The 25,492-nt window shown below is 48.3% G+C and carries 20 protein-coding genes, 1 tRNA gene and 1 pseudogene; 18 read left to right on the top strand and 4 right to left on the bottom strand.

The window, feature by feature from the left end; translation table 11 throughout:
• The first annotated feature begins 118 nt into the window (after positions 1–118).
• The 11 genes and pseudogenes from ABY802_RS09925 to ABY802_RS09875 all read left to right on the top strand — a co-directional run bounded on the left by ABY802_RS09925 (position 119) and on the right by ABY802_RS09875 (position 11,707).
• Positions 119–511 carry a response regulator gene (locus ABY802_RS09925; protein WP_372626873.1) on the top strand — a complete coding sequence of 131 codons (393 nt, stop codon included), beginning with the start codon at positions 119–121 and terminating at the stop codon, positions 509–511.
• Between the two features lie 142 nt (positions 512–653).
• Positions 654–1,109 (top strand): annotated as a pseudogene (locus ABY802_RS09920) (GAF domain-containing protein); the annotation flags it as partial.
• A gap of 27 nt (positions 1,110–1,136) precedes the next feature.
• Positions 1,137–3,011, top strand: coding sequence for a PAS domain-containing protein (locus ABY802_RS09915; protein WP_372626875.1), 1,875 nt, complete (start codon positions 1,137–1,139; stop codon positions 3,009–3,011).
• A gap of 64 nt (positions 3,012–3,075) precedes the next feature.
• Entirely contained in the window at positions 3,076–4,707 is a 1,632-nt protein-coding gene (locus ABY802_RS09910) for a diguanylate cyclase (RefSeq protein WP_372626872.1), read from the top strand.
• Positions 4,708–4,842: 135 nt separating this feature from the next.
• Positions 4,843–6,756 carry a molecular chaperone DnaK gene (gene dnaK, locus ABY802_RS09905; protein ID WP_372626871.1) on the top strand — a complete coding sequence of 638 codons (1,914 nt, stop codon included), beginning with the start codon at positions 4,843–4,845 and terminating at the stop codon, positions 6,754–6,756.
• 58 nt (positions 6,757–6,814) lie between these two features.
• Positions 6,815–7,960, top strand: coding sequence for a molecular chaperone DnaJ (dnaJ, locus tag ABY802_RS09900; RefSeq protein ID WP_372626870.1), 1,146 nt, complete (start codon positions 6,815–6,817; stop codon positions 7,958–7,960).
• Between the two features lie 99 nt (positions 7,961–8,059).
• Entirely contained in the window at positions 8,060–8,860 is an 801-nt protein-coding gene (locus ABY802_RS09895; RefSeq protein ID WP_372626869.1) for a M48 family metallopeptidase, read from the top strand.
• Between the two features lie 174 nt (positions 8,861–9,034).
• On the top strand, positions 9,035–9,616 hold the full coding sequence (locus tag ABY802_RS09890) for a hypothetical protein (RefSeq protein WP_372626868.1): 582 nt from the start codon (positions 9,035–9,037) through the stop codon (positions 9,614–9,616).
• Entirely contained in the window at positions 9,616–9,798 is a 183-nt protein-coding gene (locus ABY802_RS09885) for a hypothetical protein (protein ID WP_372626867.1), read from the top strand. Before ABY802_RS09890 ends, ABY802_RS09885 begins: the two co-directional genes overlap by 1 nt.
• A gap of 2 nt (positions 9,799–9,800) precedes the next feature.
• The gene (locus ABY802_RS09880; RefSeq protein WP_372626866.1) at positions 9,801–10,658 is read left to right on the top strand and encodes an HprK-related kinase A; all 858 of its coding nucleotides are present in this window, start codon (positions 9,801–9,803) and stop codon (positions 10,656–10,658) included.
• Positions 10,652–11,707, top strand: coding sequence for a nucleotidyltransferase family protein (locus tag ABY802_RS09875; RefSeq protein ID WP_372626865.1), 1,056 nt, complete (start codon positions 10,652–10,654; stop codon positions 11,705–11,707). The genes ABY802_RS09880 and ABY802_RS09875 overlap by 7 nt, the downstream gene beginning before the upstream one ends.
• A gap of 50 nt (positions 11,708–11,757) precedes the next feature.
• Here the strand turns inward: ABY802_RS09875 and ABY802_RS09870 are convergent, their stop codons facing one another.
• A complete protein-coding gene (locus ABY802_RS09870) occupies positions 11,758–13,089 on the bottom strand; it encodes a Na+/H+ antiporter NhaC family protein (protein ID WP_372626864.1) in 1,332 nt (443 codons plus the stop codon).
• Positions 13,090–13,254: 165 nt separating this feature from the next.
• Here ABY802_RS09870 and ABY802_RS09865 point away from each other — a divergent pair, with 165 nt between their 5' ends.
• The 6 genes from ABY802_RS09865 (at position 13,255) to greA (ending at position 22,643) form a co-directional block, all read left to right on the top strand.
• Positions 13,255–15,126 carry an MFS transporter gene (locus tag ABY802_RS09865; RefSeq protein WP_372626863.1) on the top strand — a complete coding sequence of 624 codons (1,872 nt, stop codon included), beginning with the start codon at positions 13,255–13,257 and terminating at the stop codon, positions 15,124–15,126.
• Between the two features lie 172 nt (positions 15,127–15,298).
• Entirely contained in the window at positions 15,299–16,453 is a 1,155-nt protein-coding gene (locus ABY802_RS09860) for an iron-containing alcohol dehydrogenase (RefSeq protein ID WP_372626862.1), read from the top strand.
• A gap of 315 nt (positions 16,454–16,768) precedes the next feature.
• Positions 16,769–17,578, top strand: a complete 810-nt coding sequence (gene dapB / locus ABY802_RS09855; protein ID WP_372626861.1) for a 4-hydroxy-tetrahydrodipicolinate reductase — start codon at positions 16,769–16,771, stop codon at positions 17,576–17,578.
• 209 nt (positions 17,579–17,787) lie between these two features.
• Positions 17,788–18,918, top strand: coding sequence for a glutamine-hydrolyzing carbamoyl-phosphate synthase small subunit (gene carA / locus ABY802_RS09850; protein ID WP_372626860.1), 1,131 nt, complete (start codon positions 17,788–17,790; stop codon positions 18,916–18,918).
• A 30-nt stretch (positions 18,919–18,948) separates the two neighbouring features.
• Complete coding sequence (carB, locus tag ABY802_RS09845; protein WP_372626859.1) at positions 18,949–22,170, top strand: carbamoyl-phosphate synthase large subunit; 3,222 nt, start codon at positions 18,949–18,951, stop codon at positions 22,168–22,170.
• A complete protein-coding gene (gene greA, locus ABY802_RS09840) occupies positions 22,167–22,643 on the top strand; it encodes a transcription elongation factor GreA (protein WP_372626858.1) in 477 nt (158 codons plus the stop codon). Before carB ends, greA begins: the two co-directional genes overlap by 4 nt.
• Positions 22,644–22,694: 51 nt before the next feature.
• Here the strand turns inward: greA and ABY802_RS09835 are convergent, their stop codons facing one another.
• The 3 genes from ABY802_RS09835 to ABY802_RS09825 form a co-directional block, all read right to left on the bottom strand.
• Positions 22,695–23,831, bottom strand: coding sequence for an RNA polymerase sigma factor (locus ABY802_RS09835; protein ID WP_372626857.1), 1,137 nt, complete (start codon positions 23,829–23,831; stop codon positions 22,695–22,697).
• 18 nt (positions 23,832–23,849) lie between these two features.
• On the bottom strand, positions 23,850–24,776 hold the full coding sequence (locus ABY802_RS09830; protein ID WP_372626856.1) for an alpha/beta fold hydrolase: 927 nt from the start codon (positions 24,774–24,776) through the stop codon (positions 23,850–23,852).
• Between the two features lie 96 nt (positions 24,777–24,872).
• A tRNA-Gly gene (locus ABY802_RS09825) sits at positions 24,873–24,946 on the bottom strand.
• Between the two features lie 425 nt (positions 24,947–25,371).
• Between ABY802_RS09825 and ABY802_RS09820 the strand changes: the two genes are divergently transcribed.
• On the top strand, positions 25,372–25,492 hold a 121-nt coding region (locus tag ABY802_RS09820; RefSeq protein ID WP_372626874.1), incomplete at its 3' end, for an HD domain-containing protein.

The raw sequence follows: 25,492 nt of genomic DNA, 5'->3' as shown, positions 1-25,492 counted from the left end.
TCGCTGCACAGTGGTATTGAATATCAGCATATTGTTTACTTGTTGGATCGATGCAGCACGGCAGCTACTATAGAAATATGAAAAGATTAAGAACGAGCTTACTTGAGGTGTCACGTTTATGCCGTTAGAAAAAATTATGCATGTTGAAGACGATGAGTCCATCCGCACTGTGGCAGAAATTGCATTGACTGATGTGGCCGGCTTTGAGTTGTTAAGCTGTGATAGTGGTCAGAGTGCACTGGCTCAGGCAGCAGATTTTGCACCGCAGCTTATTTTGCTGGATGTGATGATGCCGCAAATGGATGGCTTGCAGACCCTTGCTGCATTACGGCAGCTGCCGGCAACAAAACATACTCCCGTGGTATTTATGACGGCAAAAATTCAGCAGAGTGAAAAACAGCAATATCTGGATGCCGGTGCCATTGCGGTTATTGATAAACCCTTTGACCCAATGCAACTAGGGGAAACCCTGCATCAGTTATATAATCAACAATCTGGCCTTACAGACTGAAGGTAAAATAACTAAGTCATCCTTGGGCTAAGCTTCAGGTTGCAGTTAATTGGTTTGGAAACACGTGGCTGCTTTTTACTAAATGGTGAGATCTGGAACTAATATGCAACAGCCGCAAATACCTGAATATGAAAAAGAACGATTGGCGGCGCTGCTGGATACCGCGTTACTTGATACCGTTGCTGAGACCCGGTTCGATAGGTTAACCCAGCTGGTGCAGCAATGCCTTGATACCGAGATTGTGCTTATTTCACTAATTGATAGCAAACGGCAATGGTTTAAATCCCGCCAGGGGCTTGATGTGTGTGAAACTGGCCGTGATATCTCTTTTTGCGGCCATGCTATTCTCGATAGCAGTATTTTTGAAATATCCGACGCCAGTATCGATCCACGTTTTGCTGATAATCCTCTGGTGACTCAGGCACCCCATATCCGGTTTTACGCCGGCGCTCCCTTGACGATTAATAAGCAACGTATTGGTACCTTATGTATTATCGATAGTACGTCGCGGCAACTGACCTCAAAAGAACGCCTGATCCTGCGAAATTTTGCTGATGCGATTGAGCAGGAAATTGCTGATAGATTACAAGAACAAGCACATCAGAGACTAGTGGCCAGTGAACTGATGTATCGTTCTGTGTTAGAAGGTACCCGAATTGGTACCTGGCAATGGAATATTCAAACCGGGGATACGGTATTTAACGAGCGCTGGGCCCAAATCGTCGGATATACCCTTGATGAATTAGCACCGGTATCGATAGCGACCTGGCTGGACTTTGCTCATCCGGATGATTTAGCGGATTCGGGCAAGCTACTAGAGCAACATTTTGCCGGTAAGTTACCCTTCTACGATTCTAAATGCAGGATGAAGCATAAAAATGGCCACTGGGTTTGGGTGCATGACCGCGGCAGAGTGGTTAGCTGGACTGAGGACGGTAAGCCGCTGATGATGTACGGTACTCATGCGGATATTACTGAGCAAAAAATGGCGGAGTTGGAGCTCAAAGCCAGTCGTGACCAGTTTGAAAATTTATTGGCAAATATTCCGGGTATGGTTTATCAGTATCAGCAATGGCCTGATGGTAAAGCTGCTTTTCCTTACACGAGCGATAATATTAAAAATATCTACGGCGTAACACCAGAGCAGGTTAAGCAGGATTCAACATTCCTCTTTGATAAAATTCATCAGGATGACCTGGAAGGTCTGGCCCAAAGTATAGATAACTCGGTGCAGAATTTATCGCTTTGGCAGCATCAGTACCGGGTTTGCCAGGATAATAAGCCGCCTATTTGGCTGTCTGGTCGTGGCACACCAGAGCGGATGGTTGATGGCAGTACACTGTGGCACGGATACATTGAAGACATCACTGACATCAAGCTGCATTACCTCGAACTTGAGCGCGTAAACAAGGCTTTAAAAATAACTCAGCAACGACTTGATACCGCAAGTGAAAATGCGCTGATTGGTTTCTGGCAGGCATCGCTTAAAACGGGCGAGCTGTGGTGGTCGCCGGTTATTTACCAGATATTTGGTTTTAGTGAAACGGTGACCCCCAGCGTTGACTTGTTCAAAAGTACCTTACACCCGCAAGATGCAGAGCGAGTTTTTAGAAGCGAGCAGAGTGCGCTGGAAACTGGAGTGCACGATGTGGTGCACAGAATTATCAGGCCGGATGGTACTATTCGTTGGGTACATGAACTTGCCAAAATGTTGCCGCCACAGGAAAATCCAGAGCTTATTATGGTCGGTTCGGTGCAGGATGTGACCGAGAGAATGCAGCTGCAACAAATGAAAGATCAGTTTGTTTCTACGGTCAGTCATGAACTACGAACACCGCTAACGGCAATAAGTGGCGCTCTCAGTTTATTGTTGTCAGGTCATCTGGCTGAATTTGATCCTAAAGTAAGTAAGTTACTGCAAATTGCTCAGGGCAATACTAATCGCTTACAGCACTTGATTAATGATTTGCTCGACATTGAAAAACTGACGGCTGGCAAAGTTAAACTAGATATGGAAGCCTTATTACTTAAGCCGCAACTTGAATTGGCCCTGAGTAATTTGCAACCGTTCGCGTTGGAGTACCAGGTAACGTTGGTATTTCAATTCAGTTTGAATGAACTGCAAATCGTGGCCGATAGCCAGCGTTTACAGCAGGTACTGGCAAATTTACTGTCAAATGCCATTAAATTTTCGGGACCAGGTAAAACGGTAACTCTGTCTGCAGCAATAAACCAGCACAACGTTAGGGTATCGGTGCAGGATCAGGGCCCGGGTATCCCGCCGGAGTTTCAACCTCGTTTATTCGAGCGGTTTGCCCAAGCGGATGGCTCCAGCCGTCGCGACAAAGGTGGTACCGGTTTGGGGCTGGCCATCAGTAAAGGTTTACTGGCGCAAATGAATGGTCAGATTGGTTTTGATACACAGAAAGAAGTTGGTACCACTTTTTACTTTGAGTTGCCGTGGGTGTCCGCTACTATCAGTGACAGCGGTGAGCAGTAAGCCCTCTGGCGGGCGTTACGCTTGGCTTGCAGTAAGATGAAATAAAGCGTAAGGCGGCATTTAAATGAGTAGCAGCAAGAGTAAAATTGATTTGTCATCTGCGTTTTCCGCCTTGCGGCTGAGGTTTGAACAAACGCTACCGGAGCGGGCCGCAAATTTGCAGGTTATTCTGGCTGTTGCCGACACGGAAGCTGCCGCGCTACTACCCTCGATTATTAATGAAGCGCATAAACTGGCTGGTGCTTGTGGCACTTTTGGCTTTGCTACCCTGGGTAGTCTGGCCCGGCAGATAGAGCAGTTAGCGGTAGCTGTTCAAGGCAAAAGCGCTGCAGAACAGCTGTTTTCATTATCACAATTAAAGCATTTGTTACTGGAATTCGACGTTGCTGTAAGTACGGCATTGCAGTCAGGTCAGCAAGAATCTGGTAGCAGCATAGTGTCGATGGCTGAAAACTCCAGTATCTGGTTACTGCTTGATAATCAAAACTTAATTGCTGAGCTTACCGGGCAATTGCAAGCCTTTGGCCATAACGTTACCTTGTTTTCAGATTTTGACAGTTGTTTAAGGCAGTTGCAGCAAACGGCACCCGCGGTCCTTTTTGCCGATACTGAGCTTAAGCAGGGAGGCTCGTTGTTTCAGCAGAAGCTGTTGCTGGAGTCAATGGTCAAACGCCATGCGCGCCTGCTGGTTTATTCTACCACTGATAGTTTTGAGCTGCGGATTAAAGCCGCCGAGTATCGGGCTGCCGCTTTTTTTATTTCGCCGCTGAATATACCTGATATGGTAACGTCTATTGGCGAAATGCTGGAAGATAGCGTTGGTAAAACCGGTCGGGTTTTTATTGTTGAAGACGATAAGTTGCTGGCTGAGCATTATGCATTGGTGCTAAACAGTATGGGGGTCGAAACCCAAATTGTCGGTCGGATCCGCAATATTATCGACGAACTAACCCGGTTTCAGCCTGATCTGATCCTTATGGATATGTATATGCCAGAGTTTTCCGGCGCCGAAGTGGCTGGGCTTATCCGCCAGTACAAGTCTTTAAAACGGCTGCCGATTGTTTTTCTATCGTCTGAAACCAATAAAACATTACAAATAAAAGCAATGGCGCATGGCGCCGATGACTTTATTACCAAGCCTATAGATGATATTCAACTGGCCCAGGCAATAAAAGTGCGGTTGGCGCGTAGTTTACAAATTAAAAATCTGATTGAGAAAGACAGCTTAACCGCACTGATTAAACACAGTGCCATTAAAGAAGCCGCTGAACTGGAATACGAGCGCAGCGAGCGAAGTCAAAAGCCAATGAGCATCGTGATGCTGGATATTGACCATTTTAAAAAGGTTAATGACAACTATGGTCATGCGGTAGGTGATCTGGTGATTACGTCACTGGCAACCCTTTTGCGCAAGCGGATCCGTAAAACAGACCGGGCCGGGCGCTACGGTGGTGAGGAGTTTATGCTGGTATTACCAGAGTGTCCGCCAGAGCAAGCGAGAATGCTGGCCAGTCAGTTATTAAAAGCTTTCTCTACTTTACAATTTAACATTAATGATCGGCCGTTTTCCTGCACCTTTTCGGCTGGTATCGCTGCGGCGCCTGCCGGTAATATTACTAGTGCAGCAGAATTAATAAACGCTGCTGATAACGCCTTGTACCGGGCAAAGCGTGCAGGTCGTAATCAGATAGCTTAATTATTTTAGCCGTTTCAGGCTAACCGCCGCTGATTCTAAATTTTTTTAACTAATAACCTTGAATCGATCAGGGCTAATCCCCACTAATCAGTCAACGCAATTTTTAATTGTTCAGATTATAAGTGGAGAGCAGTTATGGGTAGAATAATCGGTATTGACTTGGGTACAACCAATTCATGTGTTGCTGTGTTAGATGGCGACAAACCTCGGGTATTAGAGAACGCGGAAGGCACACGTACCACGCCTTCAATTATTGCATATGCTGAAGATGGTGAAGTATTAGTGGGGCAGCCGGCAAAACGTCAGGCGGTTACCAACCCTAAAAACACGCTTTATGCGATTAAGCGTTTAATTGGTCGTCGCTTTGAAGACGAAGAAGTGCAACGCGACATCAAAATTATGCCGTTTAAAATTGTTAAAGCGGATAATGGTGATGCTTGGGTTGAAGTAAAAGACAAAAAGCTTGCAGCACCGCAAATTTCAGCTGAAGTGCTGAAAAAAATGAAGAAAACCGCTGAAGATTTCTTAGGTGAACCGGTAACTGCGGCAGTAATTACCGTACCAGCCTACTTTAACGATGCACAGCGTCAGGCAACCAAAGATGCTGGTCGCATTGCCGGTTTAGACGTAAAGCGGATTATCAACGAGCCAACTGCGGCGGCGCTGGCTTATGGTATGGATAAGAAAAAAGGCGACACCAAGATTGCAGTGTACGACTTGGGCGGTGGTACTTTCGATATCTCTATTATTGAAATTGACGATGTTGACGGCGAGCAAACCTTTGAAGTGTTATCTACCAATGGTGACACCCACTTAGGTGGTGAAGACTTCGATAACCGGGTGATTAACTATCTGGTAGAAGAGTTCAAGAAAGAGCAGGGCATGGACCTGCGTAACGACTCTTTAGCGATGCAACGTGTTAAAGAAGCCGCTGAAAAAGCGAAGATTGAACTGTCATCAGCATCGCAAACTGAAGTAAACCTGCCTTATATCACTGCAGATGCTTCTGGCCCGAAACACTTAAATATTAAAGTAACCCGCGCCAAGCTGGAATCGTTGGTAGAAGACCTGGTGCAGCGCACCTTAGAGCCGCTGAAAAAAGCTTTAGCTGATGCTGATTTAAGCGTAAGCGAAATAAACGAAATCATCCTGGTGGGTGGTCAGACCCGGATGCCTAAGGTACAGGAAGCGGTAACTGCTTTCTTTGGCAAAGAGCCGCGCAAGGACGTTAACCCGGATGAAGCGGTAGCTGTGGGTGCAGCGATTCAGGGTGCGGTATTATCTGGTGATGTTAAAGACGTACTGTTGCTTGACGTGACACCGTTATCGCTGGGTATTGAAACCATGGGTAGCGTGATGACTGCGCTGATTGAGAAAAACACGACTATCCCGACCAAAAAGTCGCAGGTGTTCTCAACCGCAGATGACAATCAGGCGGCGGTAACCATTCACGTTTTGCAGGGCGAGCGTAAGCGCGCTACGGATAATAAATCGCTGGGCCAGTTCAACTTGGAAGGTATTCGTCCGGGACGTCGCGGCGAGCCACAAATTGAAGTAACCTTCGATTTGGATGCGGATGGTATCTTACACGTCTCAGCTAAAGACAAAGACACTGGTAAAGAGCAGAAGATCACCATTAAGTCGTCTTCAGGTTTATCGGAAGATGAAATTGCAGCCATGGTACGTGATGCTGAAGCACACGCTGAAGAAGATAAAAAGTTTGAAGAGCTGGTGCAAACCCGGAACCAGGCTGATGCGATGGTACATGCTACCCGTAAGCAGCTGGAAGAAGCGGGTGACAGTTTAGCCAGTGATGACAAAGCTGCTATTGAAACGGCAATCAGCGAATTGGAAACTGCCCTTAAAGGCAGCGATAAGGCAGCGATTGATGCCAAATCGCAAGCACTAATCCAGGCTTCACAAAAGCTGATGGAAGCGGCCCAGGCTAAAGCCCAACAGGGCGGCGCCGATGCCGGCCAGCAGCAATCTGCTGGTGCTGACGATGTTGTTGACGCCGAGTTTGAAGAAGTAAAAGACGACAACAAATAATATGGGCCCGGGCTGCAATTTATTGCAGCCCTTTGACTAAGAAGTAAGCACTGAATTTATGTCAAAGCGTGACTACTATGAAGTATTGGGTGTCGCTAAAGGCGCCGATGATAAAGACATCAAAAAGGCTTATAAACGCCTCGCTATGAAATTTCACCCTGATCGTACCCAGGGCGATAAGGGCATGGAAGAGAAGTTTAAAGAAGTTCAGGAAGCCTATGAGGTTTTATCAGACGAGCAAAAACGCGCTGCCTACGATCGTTTTGGCCATGCCGGGGTAGATCCTAACCGCGGCGGCGGCGGCTTTGGTGGTGCCGGTGCCGGTGCCGGAGACTTTGGCGATATTTTTGGCGACGTGTTCGGCGACATTTTTGGTGGCGGCGGTCGTCGCGGTCAATCCCGGGCGCAACGCGGTTCAGATTTACGGTATAACCTTGAGCTGAATCTGGAAGAAGCGGTTAAAGGTAAGTCGGTAGATATTAAAGTACCGACTTACGTTAATTGCGACAGCTGTGATGGTTCTGGTGCTAAAAAAGGCACTTCTGCCAAAGGATGTCCGACTTGCCACGGTGCGGGTCAGGTCACCATGCGTCAGGGTTTCTTTGCGGTGCAGCAAACCTGTCCAACCTGTAATGGTCGCGGTAAGATTATTCCGGAGCCCTGTACTAAATGTCATGGCGAAGGCCGGGTAGAGAAAACCAAAACATTATCGGTTAAGATTCCTGCAGGCGTTGATACCGGCGATCGTATTCGCTTAACCGGCGAAGGCGAAGCAGGTATGCACGGTGCACCGGCTGGTGATTTGTACGTTCAGGTAAACGTTAAAGCGCACCCTATTTTCCAACGCGATGGTAATAACTTATATTGCGATGTGCCACTGAGTTTTGCTACCGCAGCACTTGGCGGTGAAATTGCTGTGCCAACACTGGATGGCAGAATTAAACTGAAAATACCGGCTGAGACCCAAACTGAAAAAATGTTCCGTTTGCGTGGCAAAGGGGTGCAGTCAGTGCGGGGTGGTGGTGTTGGCGATTTGGTTTGCAAGGTGGTGATTGAAACACCGGTTAACCTTAGCGACAAACAGAAAGAGTTGCTGCGACAACTGGAAGACTCTATGGGTGGTGAAGGTGAAGCCAAACATCGACCAAAATCAAAAGGGTTTTTTGATGGTGTAAAAAAATTCTTCGATGATTTAACCGGTTAACGAAACATAAAACCACCTACGGGTGGTTTTTTTTTCAACTGCCGATACAATTAACAACATGGGTACACTGGGTGGCCATCCATTAATAAGGATTTTGATATGTTAAAGAAGTTTTCACTCGCTGCGCTAGCTGCTCTGGTTGTGATGTCATGCGCACAGTCTCCAACGGGTCGTAATCAGATTATGCTGTTTGATAGCAAGCAGTTGAATACGATGGGGGCGCAAACTTTTGAAACAATGAAGGCAGAAACGCCGATCAGCAAGGATGCCAGAACCAATGAATACGTGCAGTGTATTGCCAGTGCATTGTTGCGGGTAACACCGGATGAGTACCTGACTAATCCCTGGGAAGTAGTAGTATTTGATAGTGAGCAGGTTAATGCCTTTGCTCTGCCTGGCGGTAAAATAGGGGTCTATACCGGTTTGCTGAAAGTTGCCGAAAATCAGGAGCAATTGGCTGCAGTTATCGGCCATGAAATAGCCCATGTTATCGCCAGCCATAGCAACGAACGTTTATCTACCAATCAGTTTTTACAGTCAGCTCTGGCCCTTGGTGATGCCGGTACTAAAGCATACGGGGTGCAGTATCAGCAGGAGATTATGGCAGCGCTTGGCTTAGGGGCGCAATTAGGTGTAACCTTACCCTTTAGCCGTACCCATGAAACGGAAGCCGATGTAATCGGTCTGGATTTGATGGCTAAAGCAGGCTTTGAGCCGCGTCAGGCGGTAAATTTGTGGCAGAATATGGCTGCGGCCAGCAGTAATAATACGCCACAGTTTCTATCCAGCCATCCTATTCCAGAAAACAGGATAGCCGAGCTGCGTTCAAGAATGCCTGAAGCGATGACAACATTTAATGAGCGGAAGAAGACGGGGCGTTTACCAGCCTGTAAGCGCTAAGCGTTTGTTAAACCAGTAGTTGGCGTCAGTATACTTTACAAATTTTGCAAGTTTAGACTGCGGTTTTTAAAGTAAAGTGCTTATGATCAACGAATTGCAGCTCTGGTTTAAATTTTGCATTGACCAAGGTAATGTTCAGCGTAATGCTGAAAACGGAACAAGGGTGATAAGTCTATGGACAATAAGGATATCAAAGCAACGAGTGGTCGCCGTAAGTTTTTAGTGCGGGCGGGCATGGGATCGTTGCCAGTGCTAATGGCCCTAAAAAGCAAAGGCGCTTGGGGCTACAGCACTCAAAACTGTAACCTGAGCGCCAGCATGTCAAAAATGCAATCGGTGCAGGCGGAGCAGTTTGAGACTTGTATCGGCGGTTTCAGATCCCATGGTTCAGGTAAGCAATACTTTAAAACCAATTCCGGCAACGAACAGTTCGGTTACTTTTTATCTACGCATAGCAATTTTCATTCAAAAACCACTGAAACTTATGTTTTTGGCGCTGTCAGTATTAACGAAAATACCACTTTTAGGGATATTTTTGGCGGTGGTGACACAACTAAACTAAAAAATGCGTTAGAAGGTGGTGGTCCATCACTACGACGAAACATCACCAGCCTGTTTTTGCATGCTATGTTTTACAAAAATATGGGCATGTTTCCTGAGCCAGAGGTTGTGGTCAGTTCATATAATAATGCAGTTCTGCTGGGCAGAACGGCCGAATTGGAAGCGATTTTAGAACTGTACATTGACGGCGAATAATGTCTCAGCCTGTTATCTCGTCAGAATATGCTGCCTGGTTAAGTCAAGCCAGGCAGTTGCAGGTTAAGCAGCAACATCTTGTCCGCGTTAGTTTTTCTGCAGATAATACTACTGTCAGTTTTGACAATATCAGTTATGCTACTGCCAAAGTGATATCGGATCAGTCTACTGAGCAGGAGTAAGCTTGCCGCTTTTTTCGCTACATTCGCCGCCTTTCTCAGTACGTATTGCCACTGACAGCCCTACGTTATTTAATGACTTATCGTTATTATACCCGCAGGAACTGCTGTGCCCATCGGTTCGTGCAGCACATATTTACGATTTTCATATTGATTTTAAACGCCATTTTAGCGGTAAAAGCCGGCCATATCATTTTCGTACCGGTAGCGAGCATTTTCGGATGGCTGATGCCAATCAGCTGATCCCAACCTTTGAGTGGGGCCTGAACTGGTGTGTATCCGCTTATCAGCAGCAATACCTTGCCATTCATGCTGCCGTGCTGGAAAAAAATGGCCTGGCGTTGATTATGCCGGCGCCGCCAGGTAGCGGCAAAAGCACCCTGTGTGCATTACTGATGCTAAGGGGCTGGCGCCTGCTGTCTGATGAAATGTGCCTGATCGATCCAGTCAATGGTCTGCTGCAACCCTATGTTAGACCCGTGAGCTTAAAAAATGCGTCCATAGATGTTGTTAAGCAATATCAACCCGGGATAAAGATATTTCATCGCACTCCCGATACTGAGAAAGGCACAGTAGCTTATTTACGGCCGTCGGATAGCAGCTGGCAGCATGCCAATGTCTGTGCAAAACCTGCCTGGATTGTTTTTCCTGCCTATCAGGCCGCGGCAGAGCCAGTTGCGTTATTTACCATGCCCAAAGCCGATACCTTGCTTTATCTGGCACAAAACAGCTTTAACTATGCGGTATTTGCTGCTGAAGGTTTTAGCTTGTTAAGTCAGCTGGTAGAAAACACCGTAAGTTACCGTTTGGAATACAGCGACACTGAGCAAATGCTGGAATGTTTGGAGCAACTACTGTGTTAGTTCCGTTGCCAATAGCGTGTTTCAGAGACCCAGAGACCTTTGCGGCAAACGCCACTGCTCCATGCTGGACAGATCTACTGCAACAAGCCCGTAGTCTGGGTTTGACGGCGCAGTTGCATGCATTATTTGCACGGCATCAGTTGTTACAATCGTTACCCGAAACCGTACAAAAGCACTTCGCCTGGGGCTGGCGCTATTATCAGAAACAGCGAGGCAGTTTATTTTACGAGTTGATGCAGCTTGAACCTTGCCTGGGGCGGGCCGATTATCCTTGCGTTCTGTTAAAAGGTGCTGCCTATCAGGCGCTTGGACTGACGGTCAGTGAAGGCCGGTTGTATTCTGACATTGATTTGCTGGTAAGACGGCCACAATTGAGCGACTGCAAAGACAGGTTATTCTTTGCGGGCTTTTTCGAACCGGCTATTTCTGCGTACGATAAACATTTTTATCTTGAGTTATCGCACGAAAACCCGCCGCTTTATCATGTAAAGCGGGGTACTGCGCTTGATCTGCATTTTGCGTTATTTCCGTTGGCTGGCCACAAGAAGCTGGAAACAGAATTCGTGTTTGCCAGTGCCAGCAAAATAGCGGGTTCGTCTTTGCAGGTTCCCAGCCTGAGTTATTTATATATTCACGCAGCAATTCATTTTTTCTGGCAGGAAGAGCAGCATAAATTAGTAAAAGATCTGATCGATTTGGATTTGCTTTATGGCCAACTGGCAGAGCAGAATTTATTACTACAGCTGCTTGATGACGCTGAGCAGTTTGGTGCTCTGGAGCCGACGGTTAATACGCTGCTGTTAGTACAGAGTTTATTTAAGCGCGCGTTACCAGCAGAGGTTACTGCACTACTGACTAACAGCCCTTACCGACGTGATGTGGCGCGGATGTTAGTCTTATGGCAATTAGGCAGTGGCCCCCGTGCCAGCCTGGCGGGTGCACTGTGGTATTTGCGGGGGTATCACCATAAAATGCACTGGCGCGCATTGCTACACCACATCTGGGTTAAAGGTAAATTGGCCTGGCAGCAGCGCCATAAGCCTGGTTAACCAGGCTGGTTTTGACTGGTGATGTCATTGGTTTGATTTACACTTTTTGTTCAACCCACTTCGCCTGCAACGTGATCCGTTTTACGAATTAATATGATGCTACTGGCGACCAGCAGTAAAATTAAACAATAATAACTGTGCGTGACCACCTGCCAGGGGGAAATACCAAAGCTGGCGCCCAGCAATAATGCCTGGGCACCATAAGGCACTAAGCCCTGACTGATACAGGCAAAAATATCCAGCAAACTGGCACTGCGCCGGGGGGGAATGTGATGCTGCTGGGCCAGGTTTTTGGCAACATCACCGGTTAACACAATAGCGACCGTATTGTTGGCAATACACAGGTTGCTGCTAAAGGCCAATGCGGCTATGGCCAGCTGCTGCGCTTTGCTTCCTGCCAGTTTCAGCTTGCCTGTAATATATTGAATTTTCGCTGAAATCCAGCTAAGCCCGCCTTGTTGTTTAATAAATTCACTTAACCCACTGACCAACATCGCCAGCAGGAAAATTTCCTGTACGCTGGCAAAGCCCGTGGCAATATCCTTTCCCAGGCCAGCAAGCTGGTAGTCAGCAAATATACTGCCCTGAACTGCGGCGAGAATAATGCCAAGCACCAACACCACGAATACATTTAAACCCAGCACCGCCAATACCAGGATGGTGGCGTAAGGCAGGACACCGGTCCAGTTGAAATCTGTTGCACTGATCGGTGCGGTAGTACGGGTTAGCAGCGTGTAAAGCAGTAAGGTCAACACGGCAGCCGGTAAGGCGATCTTGATATTCTCTTTAAACTTATCCGCCATTCTGGCGCCCTGAGTGCGTGTAGAGGCGATTGTCGTATCGGAGATAATCGATAAGTTATCGCCGAACATCGCACCACTAAGTAGCACTCCTGCCACCAGTGCATTGTCCAGATTGGCCTGAGTTGCCAGACCTGCCGCTATGGGAGCAAGCGCGCCGATGGTACCCATGGAAGTACCCATTGCGGTGGATATCAGTGCTGCGATAATGAACAAGCCAGGCAATAGCCATTCTGCTGGCACAACACTCAGCCCTGCATTAACGGCAGCGTCAACGCCACCGGTTGCTGTTGCCACACTGGCAAAGGCACCCGCCAAAAGGTAAATCAGACACATAGTGATAATATTCTGATTGCCAGCGCCTTTTATCAGCACGTCGATCGATTGTTGCAGTGGCGCACGATGCAGCCAGATAGCCAGCATAATTGCCGGGATGATCGCGACATGGCCAGGCAGCTGATAAAATGCATAGTCAATTTGTTGTGCCTGAAAATACAAACCACTGCCTAAAAACAGCAATACAAACAGTCCCAACGGGATAAGCGAGCGTTTGGCACCAGGCGGGTTTAGCGGATTAACCATGATTTACCTCATCAAAAACGGCTGCGAACTATATAGATGGCCAGACGTCTTGTCAATATTTGCAGGAACTGCTGGTATCAGGTGACTAACTTAGGGTATTTTGATGAAAAAACCTACCGTTTTCAGTGCTGCGAAAGCCTGGCTACCGTCAAATAGAGTATTGTAATGTCAGAGCAAAAAATTATAAAAAGCCGTCGGTTTCTGCCCTTTTTTCTGACACAGGCACTCGGAGCCTTTAACGATAACGTTTTTAAGAATTCACTGATGTTGCTGCTGGCGTTCACTGCTGCCGGTGTCCTGCCCTGGAGCACCGATGTCAGTATGAACCTGGCAGCGGGGTTATTTATTCTGCCTTTCTTACTCTTTTCTGCAACCGCAGGCACCTTGGCTGACAGCATGTGTAAAACCAGACTGGTTAGGGTGCTGAAACTGACTGAAATAATCTTAATGCTGCTGGCCGCTGCCGCATTTTATTTGCAGCAATATTTATTATTACTGGGTTTACTGTTTTTAATGGGAACGCAATCTGCCTTTTTCGGGCCAGCGAAATACGCCATATTGCCGCAGTTATTAAATGATAAAGAGCTGTTGGCCGGTAATGCCTGGGTAGAAATGGGAACTTTTATTGCCATTTTGCTGGGTACTATTGTCGGTGGGTTATTGGTTGGTGTGCCTTACGCGTCGCTATGGATTGGTGGTTTGCTGATCTTATTTGCGGCGCTTGGATATATTGCAAGCAGAGCAGTACCGGAGGTTGGTCAGGTTGATAAGGCGGAGCGTTTTCAGTTCGCGCCACTTAAGCAAACCTTGCAGACCATTAAAATAAGCTATGCCAACCGCACACTGTATTTGTCTATTATGGCCATCAGCTGGTTCTGGTTCTTAGGTGCCAGTTACTTGACCCAATTTCCTAACTTTACCAAAACTGTGCTGGGTGGCGACAATACAGTAGTCACAGCGTTGCTGGTGGCGTTCTCAGTAGGGGTGGGCCTGGGATCAATGCTCTGTGAACGGTTATCGGACAATCGGGTTGAACTGGGTATGGTGCCGCTGGGGTCTATTGGTTTAACGATATTTGGTTGCAGTTTATATTTCAGTGCTCCGCCGCTTATCTCAGCAGAGTTACTTGGCCTTGGGGCGTTTTTAAACAGCGGCTATGGCTGGTGGGTATTGATAAACTTAACCTTGATTGGGGTGTCGGGCGGCCTGTTTATTGTACCGTTGTATGCCTTACTGCAAAAGCGGGCTGAGCCTGCTCAACGTGCCAGAATGATCGCCGCTAATAACATTTTTAATGCCCTGTTTATGGTAGTGAGCGCCATCGCCGGTATTGTCTTTCTGGCAGTACTTGGCTTGACCATCCCAGAATACTTTTTAATTCTGGCCATAATGAATGCCGTAGTGGCATGCTACGTGTATAACCAGGTGCCGGAATTCGCGCTGCGGTTTGTGATTTATTTACTGAGTCATACTCTGTACCGGGTTAAAAGCCAGGGCCTGGACCATATTCCCGAAGAAGGCGCGGCGGTGTTGGTGGCCAATCATGTCAGCTATGTTGATGCCATGCTGATTGCCGGCGCGGTGCGCCGCCCAGTAAGGTTTGTGATGGAAAAAGCCATTTATGACTTGCCAGTGGCGAATTGGTTATTCCGTGCAGCCCGCACTATTCCAATCTGCAGTAAACAAAAAGATGAACAGGTATACGAGGCTGCCTTTGCTGCCATTCGCCGTGAATTGGCAGAAGGCAATCTGGTGTGTATTTTCCCGGAAGGCCGCCTGACCAAAACCGGCGAGATTGATCCGTTCCGGCCAGGGATTGAGCGGATAATTGCCGAAAGCCCGGTGCCAGTAGTACCTATGGCACTGCAGGGACTATGGGGCTCGTTTTTTAGTCATCATGGTAAGGGCGCGTTTAAACTAAAAGGCCGCTGGTGGTCAAAGGTGCAGTTAGTTGCCAGTGAAGCACTGCCTGCGTCGAAAGTAACCGCTGCTGAATTAGAGCAACAGGTACGGAATCTAAGAGGCGACAAGGTTTAAAAGTCCGTATGGGCTACTTAAACGCGCAGACCAATAGCCAGTTGACAACCCGATCAACTGGCTTTTTCGTTAACTCACCTTAACAATACCTAGTATCGCTTGAACAAATTATTTTTGCCCTCATAACGTATCGACATCTGTGTTTCAGCAGCGGCTTATTATGGAGTAATACATGCTAAATTTTTCCTATCAAAACCCCACCCGAATTATCTTTGGTAAAGACCAGCTGAAGCAGCTTGCTAAACTTATTCCTGCAGGCAGCAAAGTATTGTTGTTGTACGGGGGCGGCTCTGTTAAACATAACGGCGTTTATGACCAGGTTGTAGCAGCGCTTGATGGTTTTGACTGGCAAGAATTCAGCGGCATTGAGCCGAACCCCAGTTTTGAAACCCTGATGAAGGCCGCAGATTTAGTCCGTGAGCAAAAAATTGATTTTTTGCTGCCAGTTGGCGGTGGCAGTGTTATCGACGGCGCGAAGTTTGTCGCCGCTGCGGCGGTATACCCGGGCGATGCCTGGGATATATTGGCCAACGGCGGTAAGGTAGAGGGAGCCGTAGCACTTGGCTGTGTACTGACGTTGCCAGCTACCGGCACCGAAAGCAACGGCAACTCGGTGGTTACCCGCTACGAAACCCAGCAAAAGCTGGCGTTTTCCAGCCCGCTGGTTTATCCACAATTTGCGGTGCTTGATCCAAGCTTTACTTTTTCATTGCCACCGCGACAAGTCGCCAACGGTGTGGTTGATGCTTTCGTGCATGTAATAGAGCAGTATTTAACCTATCCGGTAAATGCCCCGGTGCAGGATCGCTTTGCCGAAGGCTTGCTGCAAACCCTGATTGAAGAAGGCCCCAAGGCGCTTAGTCAGCCAGAGGATTACGATGTGCGGGCTAATATCATGTGGGCGGCCAGTTTGGCGCTGAACGGTTTGATAGGTCAGGGCGTGCCACAAGACTGGGCAACGCATATGATAGGTCATGAAATTACTGCGACCTATGGTTTAGATCACGCCCAGACCCTGGCTATTGTGTTACCCGCCCTGATGCAGCAGCAGCGTACCCAGAAACGTGAAAAGCTGCTGCAATTTGGCCAGCGGGTATGGCAGTTAAATCATCAGGATGAAGAGCGCTTAATAGACGACACCATAACGCACACCCGTGCTTTCTTTGAACAAATGGGCGTGCCAACCCGCCTGGCCGACTATGGCATTGCCGCCGATGCGGTAGATAAGCTGGTGGCAAAATTGGAAGCGAATGGTATGCTGAAGTTGGGCGAGCATAGCGATATTACCTTGGATGTGTCTCGGCAAATATTGCAAAAGGCTGTGTGATAGTCTGTTGATTAAAAGCAAGGTCGTAACATCTGCCGGGCTCGCCACAGCAACTATGAAAGGCGTCCTGCCTTCCAACCAAGGGCCAGCTAAAGCTGTTCAAATTCGTTCCCAACGAATTTGTCGCTTCCGCTGGCGCGTCCGCTCAGACACTCTGTGTCGACCCAACAGACGCCACGACCTTTCTTTTCGATAGGTCCATTCTTTTCAATGTCACTCAATTTAAGAAATAGCCATCTCAATGGCTATTTTCCTTTCTAGTGTTCCATACTTTTGTTTTAATAGTCGTTATCGTTATTTTTATCTGAGTATTGTATGCCTGCGATTGGAATTTTAGGAGCGAATGGCCGCATGGGTCGTGCCTTAATCACTGTTGCCAAAGAGCAGCAGCTTAACCTTGCTGCAGCCACGGTGCGGGCGGGTTCAAGCCTGATAGGTGTTGATGCCGGTGAGCTTGCCGGTTGCGGCAAGCTGGGGCTGGCACTGAGTGAAACCGGCGAAAACAGTATCAATAGTGCGGATATCTGGGTTGATTTCACCATGCCAGCGGCCATGCTGGCTCACCTTGAGCTTGCGGTAGCAGCGAAAAAAGCCATGATTATCGGTGTTACTGGCTTAACGGATAGCCAGTATGCCGCAGTGCAGCGCGCCAGTACCCATATTCCGATTGTCTGGGCACCAAATATGAGTGTGGGGGTTAACCTGCTGCTGCATTTGGTGCAAACGGCGGCACGAGTCATGGGGCAAACTGCTGATATCGAGATTATTGAAGCACATCACCGTTATAAAAAAGACGCGCCTTCCGGCACAGCCATGGCCATTGGTGCCAGCATCGCTAAAACGCTTGGCCGTGATTTAAGCGACGTGGCGGTATATGGCCGTGAGGGCATTACCGGCGAGCGGGCGCAACAGACTATTGGCTTTGCCACGGTGCGGGGCGGCGATATTATTGGCGATCACACCGCACTTTTTGCAGATTTAGGCGAAAGACTGGAAATAAGCCACAAAGCATCTAGTCGTAATACCTTTGCCCAAGGCGCGCTGCGCGCTGCTTTGTGGTTGCAAAATAAACAGCCGGGACTTTATTCTATGCAGCAAGTGCTGGGATTGGTAGACTTAACATAAGCTTTTGAGCAACTAAGCATAAAAATGAGTTAAAGCAGGTATTTTTGTAAAAATGCAAAATAGCCATAGCCAAAAGCATGCTTATCGCCTAAAATAATCAGGTTTGCCCGGTCACTTGCCCGGTCGAATACGAAGTTTAGAATTTTGGGTCAAAACGGGTTGTAAAACACAGTAAGTTTTCGCCCGTTTTTTGCTGTTTGGAGGTTATTTTGACTAAGTCCGCCCTGCTCGTACTGGAAGACGGCACCGTATTTCACGGTACAGCCATTGGCGCTGAAGGAGTTTCTGTAGGTGAGGTGGTGTTTAACACCTCGATGACCGGGTATCAGGAAATATTAACTGATCCCTCATACGCAGAGCAGATAGTAACACTCACGTACCCACATATTGGCAACACCGGTACCAATAGTGAAGACGAAGAATCCGGCCAGGTTTGGGCCAAAGGCCTGATTATCCGTGATCTTCCGCTGTTAGCCAGTAACTTTCGTAATCAACTCTCTCTTAGTCAATACCTGTCACAACATAATATCCTCGGTATCGCCGATATCGACACCCGTAAGTTAACCCGCATTTTGCGCGAAAAAGGTGCGCAAAACGGCTGTATTCTGGCCGGCGACAACCTTGACCAGGCTAAAGCACTGCAACTTGCTAAAGGTTTTGCTGGCCTTTCCGGAATGGATTTAGCCAAGGAAGTGAGCGTAAAGCAGCAATATCAGTGGACTGAAGGCAGCTGGGCTTTAGGTGAAGGCCATCGCGCTGGAGCAACAGAGCAATTTCATGTCGTTGCTTATGATTTTGGTGTTAAGCGCAATATTCTGCGGATGTTGGCTGACCGCGGCTGTAAGCTGACCGTAGTGCCGGCACAAACCCCGGCCAGCGACGTGCTGGCGCTGAAACCCGATGGTATTTTTCTGTCAAATGGTCCTGGCGACCCGGCACCTTGTGACTACGCCATCGCTGCGATTAAGCAATTTTTAGATACCGATATTCCGCTGTTTGGTATTTGTTTAGGCCATCAGTTACTGGCGCTGGCCAGCGGTGCCAAAACCTCAAAAATGAAGTTCGGTCACCACGGTGCCAACCACCCGGTGCAGAACCTTGCCAGTAAGAAAGTGTTGATCACCGCCCAGAACCACGGTTTTGCGGTAGATGAAGCGACTCTGCCGGCAAATTTACGGGCCACCCATAAATCGCTGTTTGATGGTTCACTGCAAGGTATTCACCGCACGGATAAGCCGGCATTTAGTTTTCAGGGTCACCCTGAAGCCAGCCCCGGCCCGCATGAAGCCTCTGAGCTGTTCGACCACTTTATTACGCTGATGCAACAGCATAAAGCCTAAGCAAACACGAATTACGGAGAGAGCGACCCCATGCCAAAACGTACCGACTTAAAAAGCATTCTGATTATTGGCGCCGGCCCTATCGTAATTGGCCAGGCCTGCGAATTTGACTACTCAGGCGCCCAGGCTTGTAAAGCCCTGCGCGAAGAAGGTTACCGGGTAATTCTGGTAAATTCGAACCCTGCCACCATTATGACCGATCCTGAAATGGCCGATGCCACTTACATCGAGCCTATTCATTGGCAGGTAGTGGAAAAAATTATTGAAAAAGAACGCCCTTGTGCGGTACTGCCCACCATGGGTGGCCAGACCGCACTAAATTGTGCGCTGGATTTAGAGCGGCACGGTGTGCTGGCCAAATATAACGTGGAAATGATCGGTGCCACTGCTGATGCTATCGACAAAGCAGAAGACCGTAGCCGCTTCGATAAAGCCATGCGTTCTATTGGTTTGGCCTGCCCGCGGGCCGGCTTTGCCCATTCAATGGAAGAAGCTTACCAGGTACTGGACGATATTGGTTTCCCTTGTATTATCCGGCCGTCTTTTACCATGGGTGGCTCGGGCGGCGGTATTGCTTATAACCGCGAAGAATTTGAAGAAGTCTGTACCCGTGGTCTTGATCTATCGCCGACCAAAGAGCTGCTGATTGACGAGTCGTTAATTGGCTGGAAAGAATACGAAATGGAAGTGGTACGCGATAAAAACGATAACTGCATTATCGTTTGTGCCATTGAAAACTTTGACCCGATGGGGGTGCATACCGGTGACTCAATTACCGTAGCGCCAGCGCAAACCCTGACCGATAAAGAATACCAAATTATGCGTAATGCCTCTTTGGCAGTATTACGTGAAATTGGGGTGGAAACTGGCGGCTCAAACGTGCAGTTTGGTATTAACCCGGTAGATGGTCGGATGGTGATCATTGAAATGAACCCGCGGGTGTCGCGCTCTTCTGCCTTAGCGTCCAAAGCCACTGGTTTCCCAATTGCGAAAGTAGCTGCGAAACTGGCGGTAGGCTATACCCTGGACGAACTGGCCAATGACATTACCGGTGGTCGTACTCCGGCATCATTCGAACCCAGTATCGATTACGTTGTCACCAAGGTACCACGGTTTAACTTTGAAAAGTTTGCCGGTGCTAACGATCGCTTAACCACCCAGATGAAATCGGTCGGCGAAGTTATGGCCATTGGCCGTAACCAGCAAGAGTCGTTGCAAAAAGCCTTACGTGGTCTGGAAATTGGTGTTTCGGGCCTGGACCCGATTATTGACCTGAGTCAGCCGGAAGCAAAAGAAAAGCTTACCCGTGAACTGCGTGAGCCTGGCTCGCACCGCATTTGGTATATTGCTGACGCCTTCCGGTTTGGTATGAGCATGGACGAAATATTCGCCCTGACCAATATTGACCGCTGGTTTCTGGTGCAGATTGAAGATTTAGTTAAAGAAGAGCTGGCACTTGCCACTGATGGCTTTGCTGCCTTAGACGAAGCGCGTTTAAAGCGCTTAAAACGCAAAGGCTTTGCCGACAGCCGTATCGCAGCCGTGTTGGGGGTCAGTGAAAACGAAGTACGCAAAAAGCGTCATGGTTACAAGTTGCACCCGGTGTATAAACGGGTTGACACCTGCGCGGCAGAGTTTGCGTCAGATACAGCTTACATGTACAGCACATACGATGAAGAATGTGAAGCGGCGCCAACTAACCGCGATAAAATCATGATTATCGGCGGCGGCCCGAACCGGATTGGCCAGGGTATCGAGTTCGATTACTGCTGTGTACATGCCGCCCTGGCGCTGCGTGAAGATGGTTATGAAACCATTATGGTGAACTGCAACCCGGAAACCGTATCCACCGACTATGATACCTCTGACCGGCTGTACTTTGAGCCAATTACCTTAGAAGACGTACTGGAAATTGTCCGGATAGAGCAGCCCAAAGGCGTGATTGTGCAATATGGTGGCCAGACGCCGCTAAAATTAGCCCGGGCGTTAGAAGCGAACGGCGTGCCAATTATTGGCACTTCGCCCGATGCAATTGATCGCGCTGAAGATCGCGAGCGCTTTCAGCAAGCGGTTGAGCGCTTAGGCTTAAAGCAGCCACAAAATGCCACGGTAACCAGCTTAGAAGAAGCGTTGTCGCGGGCCCATGAAATTGGCTTTCCCATGGTGGTTCGTCCGTCTTACGTGCTAGGTGGCCGCGCTATGGAAATCGTCTATGACGACCAGGATTTACGCCGGTACATGACCGAAGCTGTTAGTGTGTCAAACGATTCGCCGGTATTGCTGGACAACTTCCTGGACGATGCCATTGAAGTAGATATCGACGCCATTTGTGATGGTACCGAGGTAATTATCGGCGGTATTATGGAGCACATTGAGCAAGCCGGCGTGCACTCAGGTGACTCGGCCTGTTCATTGCCGCCCCACAGTTTAAGCCCCGCCATTCAGGATGTAATGCGCGACCAGGTTAAAAAACTGGCGATGGAGCTGGGTGTAGTGGGCTTAATGAATACACAGTTTGCGGTAAAAGATAACGAAGTTTACCTAATTGAAGTGAACCCGCGTGCTGCCCGTACCGTGCCTTTTGTTTCTAAAGCCACAGGCGTAGCGGTTGCCAAAGTAGGGGCCCGCTGCATGGCGGGGCAAAGTTTGGCATCGCAAGGTATTACCAAAGAAATTATTCCGCCGTATTTCTCGGTGAAAGAAGTGGTTATCCCGTTTAATAAGTTCCCGGGTGTTGATCCTATTCTTGGCCCTGAGATGCGTTCTACCGGCGAAGTAATGGGCATTGGCGATACGTTTGAAGAGGCTTTTGCCAAAGGTGAGCTGGGATCGGGTACCGTGATCCCAACCGGTGGTCGTGCCTTGCTTTCGGTACGCGACAGCGATAAAGTGCGCGTTGTTGAGTTGGCCAAACGCATGGTAGAAATTGGTTTTGAGCTTGACGCTACTGGCGGCACTGCCAAAGCATTGGCTGCAGCAGGGGTGCCGTGTCGTACTGTTAATAAAGTATACGAAGGCCGGCCGCATATTCTGGACCGGATTAAAAACGGCGAATACAGCTATATTGTCAATACCACAGAAGGGCGCCAGGCGATTGAAGACTCTAAAGTTTTACGCCGTGGTGCACTGCAGCATAAAGCCAACTATACTACAACGCTAAATGCTGCATTTGCGACGTGTAAGGCAAATACAGCCAGTGCTTTTAATAACGTCAATTCTATTCAGGAATTACATAAGAGAGTGAACGGATGAGTCAAATCCCGATGACAATTCAGGGCGCAGAAGCATTGCGGGTTGAACTGCATGAGCTTAAATCGGTAAAACGGCCGGCGATTATTCAGGCTATTGCTGAAGCCCGTGCCCATGGTGATTTAAAGGAAAATGCTGAATATCATGCGGCCCGTGAGCAACAAGGGTTTTGCGAAGGCCGTATTCAGGATATTGAGGGTAAATTATCCAATGCCCAAATTATCGATATCAGCAAAATGCCGAATAACGGCAAAGTGATTTTCGGCGCGACGGTATCTATCCTAAACCTGGATACCGAAGAAGAAATGACCTACCGGATTGTGGGCGATGACGAAGCAGACATTAAAAACAATTTAATTTCTGTTAATTCACCGATTGCCCGCGGTTTAATCGGTAAAACTACCGATGATGTAGCAAACATTACTACCCCTAAAGGGGTGGTAGAGTTTGAGATAACAGACGTCAAATATATCTGATAGTTTTACGTCAAACGAAATAAAAACGCCAGGCTTGTCCTGGCGTTTTTATTAGCCCCAAAACCAGCGGCCACTGCGCATCAGACCAATAATTAATCCACTGTAGCCAGCCATGCCGCCACCGATCATGCCAACCCAGCACCAAACAAGGTTACGCTGGTAGCTTTTTTGACTTTGTGCATCTTGTTGTGCCTTAGCCTGTAACCGCGGTTTCATGCTTTGCCAAACAGCATATTGCAGGTAGCCCAGGCCGGCTAAAAACAGGCTAAAACACAGTACTGGTGCCACAGCACCGGCGGTATACTGATAGGCCAGAGTCAGTAAGATGCCGCTAAGCAATACCCAGCCAATGCTGATGTTGCGGTATTTAAGCAGTTGCTGGCGCTCGCATTGTGTCTCGGCGCGCTTCAGGGGTTGTTTCATGCCTAACATAACGCCAAGCACGCCGCCCAGCGCACCCAGCATAGCGCCACCAAACAGCCAGCTAAATTTGGCCAGGCCTGTACTATTGGCCGCCAGGGTACTGGCCGAAGCGGCAGCCACAGGCGGGCTGGCTAGCGTCAGCGCACTGCAAATGGCGCTGGTTAAGCCCAAACCCGGTGCTGTACTGAGGATCAGCTTGCCATATTTCGCCAGGATCTGATCTTTTAACAGTTCACGAACCCGCTGCAGTTTTTTCCGGACATTGCTTTCAGTTAAACCAAGCAGTTCAGCCACTTGCTGGCTATTTTGTTCTTCACGGTAAAACAGCAGCACGATTTCCCTGCTGTCGGCCGGCAACTGGCTGATAAAGTCTGCCATAATTAGGTTTTGCTGGTTTTTAGCTAAGTCGTGCTCCAGTTCAAACTCGCTTGCAAATTCTGCCATAGCCTGTTCTGCGTCATCGCCACGCTGGGTAATATTCACCTTGTTATCCCGCAAGTAGTTAAAAGCCCGATAGCGGGTGATCTGACGTACCCAGGGCAAAAAACTGGCTGGGTTTTGCAAGGTATTAAGTTGCTGCCAAATATGAATAAATACTTGCTGGGCAATGTCTTCACTGGCATCTAAATCTTTGACGATGGCCAGGGCGATACTGCTGACACTGCGCTGGCAGCGTGCAACCAGCCGCTCAAAGGCCCCGGTATCACCTTGCTTGGCGGCAGTGACATCCGGAATAAGCTGTTGTTCAATCATTGAGATACTCATGCGAATGTGTCCTGTCTCTTACTCTTCTAAGGCCTGGACGATGCGGGCGGTTAGCCAGTCTGGCTGGTCAAGCATAATAAAATGCCTTGAGTCGGCATTAAACTCAACATCGGCGTTAGCAATAGTAGCAACTTGCTGCTGATACAGGGCCTTTGCTGCAGCCCGGTCAGCGTCATTTAGCATGGCGCCAGTGGCACCGATTAACAGCACCTTGCTTTGAATTTTGTGCACCTCAGGGCGCAAGTCCGTGGTCAGTAGCTCATAAATCGCCTGACCTGCGGCTCTGGCATCGGAAGCGGTTGCCATATCCAGCACCTGTTGCTGATGTACCGTGCTTGTGGCCTGGATGAACAGCCCTTGCGCTGTCATAGCGGTTAATTGCGCATTCGTCATCTGCTGGTATTGCTGGCGTAAATAACTCGCCTGGCCCTGCATCATAGCCACGGTAGTGTCGTTGCTACGGGTAAATACCGGCGCCAGATACGGTAAGCCATCTACCGCGATAACAGTACCAACACTTGCCGGTGCTGAACTGGCCAGGCTAAACGCCATAAATGCGCCCAGGCTGTGACCGACTATAGCCGGTTGTTGTAGCTTGTTTTGGGTAATGTACTGCAGCAACTGTTGCTTTACTGTGGGCAGTAAATCGCCATCAATCGCCGGTGTGCCGGCAAAGCCGGCAATACTGATTAAATGCAGCTGATAATCGTCAGCCAGCGCTTCGGCAGTCGGCCGCCATACTCTGGCATCCGACATTAACCCTGGGATCATAATCACTGGTTTACCGCTACCGATTACCTCAACACTAAAGCTTTCAGCTGCTTTAGCACTAAAATTAGCAGCCAGCACGCCACCAACAATGGTTAGGGTAATGGCAAAGTGGCTCCAGAAGCCGGGATTTGTTTTAGCAGTGGTGGTTGCTTGCTTGTTAGTGTGCTTGTTCATGTTGCGACCTTAGTAAATTGTGAGTGACATTACTAAGTACCGGCAGCAGGTGCTGCTGTGACAAAAATATTTAAATATTTTTCTGGCAGGAAAATCTGGAGCGGGTGGCGGGAATCGAACCCGTGTCTAAAGCTTGGGAAGCTTTCATTCTGCCATTGAACTACACCCGCCAATAGCACTGCGCTAAATTAAATGCCACTAACGAGCCTGTCAATGGCTAGCGGTTACTGTTAACAATTATAATCTCACGATGCGTGTTGTATTTTACCAAGTTAGTTACCGCTAAGTCTCTGCGACAAAAAATTCTTGTTTTTTTTGTTCCTAATACGGTATTGTGGATAAAAAGCTTCAGGGACAAGAAGTGACAATTCAGCAAACCGCCCAATCAGTACTTAACCATTCACTGACAAACTGCTTACTACCTCTACACTGCGGCATATTTATGGCAGTTACTCACACCTGTGCTCATTATGTATTTGAAAAAGAAATTATTAATCTCATTGTGCTTGAATAGTGTACAGGTGTTTTTTGTACAGTGTTGTGAATTTAGGGAATAGATGTAGAGTGGTGATGTTGACAGCAAGGAATAGCAGCAATGATTGAAGCACAAGCTGGGAGCTACTTTGCTTACTGGGGAAAAGCCAAGAAAGACCCTGACCAAGCCGGGCCGGATTATCATTTGCTGGCTTATCATAGTTTGGATGTGGCGGCGGTGG

Source organism: Arsukibacterium sp. (genome assembly GCF_041616895.1).
Taxonomy (GTDB): domain Bacteria; phylum Pseudomonadota; class Gammaproteobacteria; order Enterobacterales; family Alteromonadaceae; genus Alishewanella.
This window is presented reverse-complemented; position numbering and strand designations above follow the sequence as displayed.

Excerpts from the sequence above, each read along its gene's own strand:
- dnaK (WP_372626871.1), top strand. The coding sequence starts at position 4,843 with ATGGGTAGAATAATCGGTATTGACTTGGGTACAACCAATTCATGTGTT.
- ABY802_RS09835 (WP_372626857.1), bottom strand. The coding sequence starts at position 23,831 with ATGAGTATCTCAATGATTGAACAACAGCTTATTCCGGATGTCACTGCC.
- ABY802_RS09870 (WP_372626864.1), bottom strand. The coding sequence starts at position 13,089 with ATGGTTAATCCGCTAAACCCGCCTGGTGCCAAACGCTCGCTTATCCCG.
- ABY802_RS09915 (WP_372626875.1), top strand. The coding sequence starts at position 1,137 with ATGTATCGTTCTGTGTTAGAAGGTACCCGAATTGGTACCTGGCAATGG.
- ABY802_RS09865 (WP_372626863.1), top strand. The coding sequence starts at position 13,255 with ATGTCAGAGCAAAAAATTATAAAAAGCCGTCGGTTTCTGCCCTTTTTT.
- greA (WP_372626858.1), top strand. The coding sequence starts at position 22,167 with ATGAGTCAAATCCCGATGACAATTCAGGGCGCAGAAGCATTGCGGGTT.
- ABY802_RS09890 (WP_372626868.1), top strand. The coding sequence starts at position 9,035 with ATGGACAATAAGGATATCAAAGCAACGAGTGGTCGCCGTAAGTTTTTA.
- ABY802_RS09885 (WP_372626867.1), top strand. The coding sequence starts at position 9,616 with ATGTCTCAGCCTGTTATCTCGTCAGAATATGCTGCCTGGTTAAGTCAA.
- ABY802_RS09925 (WP_372626873.1), top strand. The coding sequence starts at position 119 with ATGCCGTTAGAAAAAATTATGCATGTTGAAGACGATGAGTCCATCCGC.
- ABY802_RS09860 (WP_372626862.1), top strand. The coding sequence starts at position 15,299 with ATGCTAAATTTTTCCTATCAAAACCCCACCCGAATTATCTTTGGTAAA.
- ABY802_RS09910 (WP_372626872.1), top strand. The coding sequence starts at position 3,076 with ATGAGTAGCAGCAAGAGTAAAATTGATTTGTCATCTGCGTTTTCCGCC.
- dnaJ (WP_372626870.1), top strand. The coding sequence starts at position 6,815 with ATGTCAAAGCGTGACTACTATGAAGTATTGGGTGTCGCTAAAGGCGCC.
- carB (WP_372626859.1), top strand. The coding sequence starts at position 18,949 with ATGCCAAAACGTACCGACTTAAAAAGCATTCTGATTATTGGCGCCGGC.
- dapB (WP_372626861.1), top strand. The coding sequence starts at position 16,769 with ATGCCTGCGATTGGAATTTTAGGAGCGAATGGCCGCATGGGTCGTGCC.
- ABY802_RS09895 (WP_372626869.1), top strand. The coding sequence starts at position 8,060 with ATGTTAAAGAAGTTTTCACTCGCTGCGCTAGCTGCTCTGGTTGTGATG.
- ABY802_RS09830 (WP_372626856.1), bottom strand. The coding sequence starts at position 24,776 with ATGAACAAGCACACTAACAAGCAAGCAACCACCACTGCTAAAACAAAT.